Consider the following 3,142-nt stretch of genomic DNA (forward strand, 5'->3'; position numbering starts at 1 on the left):
GTGCTGAAAGCGCCTGTGTGCAGGCTTTGAGCATATTATCGGCGTGTTATAGGGCTTTTTTGAAAAAAAATAGCCTACTGTTTTTTAGTAAAAACAGCGTCTTGCAGAGAGAGTTGAATTAGCTGCCAAGCTTGACGCCTAGCGGGTTGGCGGGCTATAAACGACAAAACCCCGCGTGAGCGGGGTTCGTCGGACTGAAAGGTGTTGGAAGCACTTTTCAGCCGAGTGGTTAGAGAGATACCAGCTCAACTAACCGAAACTGTTCCTAGATTATCGCCCTACTGTGGGCCGCTTGCAACCCTGCTAGCGCATCTGAACAAGACTCCTGAGCTGACTCTCTCTAACCGCAATAGCTACTGCTATAGCGTGTTTTCGCGTGTCTGACGGGTTGGATTCGAGTTGTTGTTGCCCGCCCAGGCGCAGTAGTTGAGCAGATAACGGGGAACCGCACACATGCTCAGCGTGCATCGCGCATCAAACGCCCAGGAGTCGCAATCCTGGGGCGCTGTCAGCGGGTAAGGGGTTTAGACCGACACCGCTTTAAAAACGTCGTGGGGGCGGCCATTTGGCAACGCTCGACAGTGCAGCAAGTCCATGATGTGTCTAGTCAGCGCGTGCGGGGGGTCAGCGTCCAGCGGGACGTGCCGATAGTGACTAGCAAGGCGACTTCATCCGAGGTTTTCGTGTTTTTTAACACGAAAACTTGGGAGGGCGAAGCCTGACCTGAAGCGCAGCGGAAGGGCAGGCTTCGCCCGTTTTTCAGCGACCATTATCGGTTCAAAGCCTGCGACCGTAGGGAGCTTTAAACAGCACGCCTGCCGTCCCTGGGGCGGTGGATCTTCGATCCAGCGTCCGCAGGGCGGCCACCAAGCGATAGCGCGGTAGGTACAGGCAAAGGGCGCGCCTGGCGTCGCAAATTAGCTGTTGATACGACAAGAAAACCCCTCGGCAACCCCCGGTAAAACCCGTTCGGCAGGTCAACGGCGGAAACTCAAGATAAGGCGAATAATCTGGCTAGTATTTGGCCTATTTTTACCTATTGTTAGCCATGAGGGTCGAGAGCAAGGAGGCCCCCCTCAACCACTCTTTTTGTCGCTCTCCTTGCTTATCTACGCCCTCCAAAAAAACTCAAGATAAGACGGATAATCTTGAATATCCGCCGCTTTAGACCTGGTTTTGGTCGTCGAACGGTAAGTTCGGGTGGTTGTCGACAGACTTTTTTGCGGTCTGTCCTTTCGGCTTATTGAACCCTGATTTTTTCAGTGCTTTCGACAGCTTCTCGTGTGCCAGCCAGATCTCCGCTGCCTGCTGATCAGACAGACCTTCTTTCAGTCCGTCGACAGTCAGAGCTTCGGCTGCCTCTTCCATTCTTGATGCGACATGAGACAGACTAAATTTAAGTCTGTTGACAGTATCATTTTCAGACCGTTTAGACAGCCATTCAGTAAGCTGGGCGACTTCCTCTTTTGTTAGCTGTCGACAGACCTCATCGCTTACTGTCGACAAGTAACTTTCTTGGCTGGCGACAGTCACGCCAACTGTCCGTTTTTTCTCCGGCACGTACACTGTGCGGATGCATAGCAGCTTCTTGCCTTTTTCCCGGATTTGCATTTTAGACAGCCTTTTATTGATCTGTTGACAGTAATAATTTTAGTCTGTCTATGTGGAAAATGCAAGCACTAAACAGACTTATTTTAAGCATGTCGACAGACTTAAAGTGGTCTGTTTTAGTGGGGTGGGTTTGAGGGGTCGAGGGGCGTAGCCCATCGCTCACGACTTTTAATGAAATGAGCGCAGCGAGTGTGGATGCGAAGCGTTCTCATTAAAAGTCTAGTGAGTTTAGCCTTTGTTTTTCTCTGGGGAAGCCTATAGACTTTCAGTCTGGAAAAGCAGGGTAGGGCAGGGCAGCTATGGCATACGCGATCATGCGAGGCGAGAAGCGCAAGACGGGCGATGTGCGCGGCATCACGGCGCACATCGCCCGTACGCAGCCGACCCCCAACGCTGACGTCTCACAGCAGCATAGAAACTATGCTGTCGTGGGACCAGCATGGGATGACCAGAAGGGCATCAACGCCGCAATCGAAGCGCGCACGCCTAAGAAGTACCGCAAAGACGCTGTAAGAGCCATCGAGTACATCGTCAGCGCGTCGCCAGAGTGGTTTGAGGAAAACAGCGACAAGCAAGCGGCGCTGTATTTCGAGAGCGCTGTCGATTGGTTTCAAGATGAATTTGGGGCTGATAACGTCGTGTCTGCGGTCGTTCACAACGACGAAAGCAGTCCGCACATGCACATCTTAGTCGTGCCGCTGGACGCTGAAACGGGGCGGCTAAATGGCAAGTGGTTCTTCGGCAATAAGGGCGTTTTGCAGAAACGACAAAGCAAATTTGCAGATCATATGGCCCCATTTGGGGTGGAGCGAGGGAAAGCAGATCCGCAGCGGACGCACACCAAAGTACACGAATGGCGTGCTGGCCATGCACGGCTAGACGAACGCGACGCAGCGCTGAAAGCGCGTGAATTCAGCACTGATCTTGAAAAACAGCAGCTTGTTGATCGTGAGGTGTTGCTCGATCAGCGAGAGCAAGCTCTGGCGGCTCGTGAGCAGCGCCTTGCAGCACTTGAGCGTGAACTGTCAGTAAGGGGTGAAAAGCTGGCAGGCGGTGAAAAAGGCTTGGAACAGCGGCAAGCTGAGATCGACCGAGCGGGGGCAGTGCTGCAGCAGCGGCTTGCTGCTGCCCGAGCTGCCCAACAGCAGTTTGAGCAGCAAAAAGCGAGGTGGATCGCTGAGAATCGGCCAGCGGTGCCGGCGAAGGTATCGCCCCTGGTACAGCACTTGAAAGCTTTAGAACCGCTCGGTGTGATCGCCAGTGCTGAGTATCTGGATGCTCATAATATCGACGAGCTTTATGAGCTTTTCGATCCTCATGAAGGGCTTACAGAGCGTGGAAAGGCGCTTTTAGAGCAGTATGCGGGTGTGCAGAAACGGGCAGAGCAGTTTGACCAGGCGTTCACGCCTTCGAGTAACACTCCAGGGCTGTAAGTGACAACAAAGTGACCACAAAGTGGCTATACCCAAAAGAGTTGTCAGAAAGTGGTCACTTTGTTGTCATTCTGATCTACACATCTGCACCCTGTCGG

General features: G+C 53.0%; 2 protein-coding genes. One reads left to right on the top strand and one right to left on the bottom strand.

Translation table 11 applies throughout. The features are described 5' to 3' along the window. Positions 1-1,164: 1,164 nt before the first annotated feature. Positions 1,165-1,611, bottom strand: a complete 447-nt coding sequence (locus tag ACT3XD_RS19380; protein WP_444280687.1) for a hypothetical protein — start codon at positions 1,609-1,611, stop codon at positions 1,165-1,167. A gap of 299 nt (positions 1,612-1,910) precedes the next feature. On the opposite strand from ACT3XD_RS19380, the gene mobV reads away from it, so the two are divergent. Further along, complete coding sequence (mobV, locus tag ACT3XD_RS19385; protein WP_444280688.1) at positions 1,911-3,044, top strand: MobV family relaxase; 1,134 nt, start codon at positions 1,911-1,913, stop codon at positions 3,042-3,044. The last annotated feature ends 98 nt before the right edge of the window (positions 3,045-3,142 follow it).

The organism is Halomonas sp. AOP7-B1-5 (genome assembly GCF_052353045.1).
Lineage (GTDB): Bacteria > Pseudomonadota > Gammaproteobacteria > Pseudomonadales > Halomonadaceae > Vreelandella > Vreelandella colorata.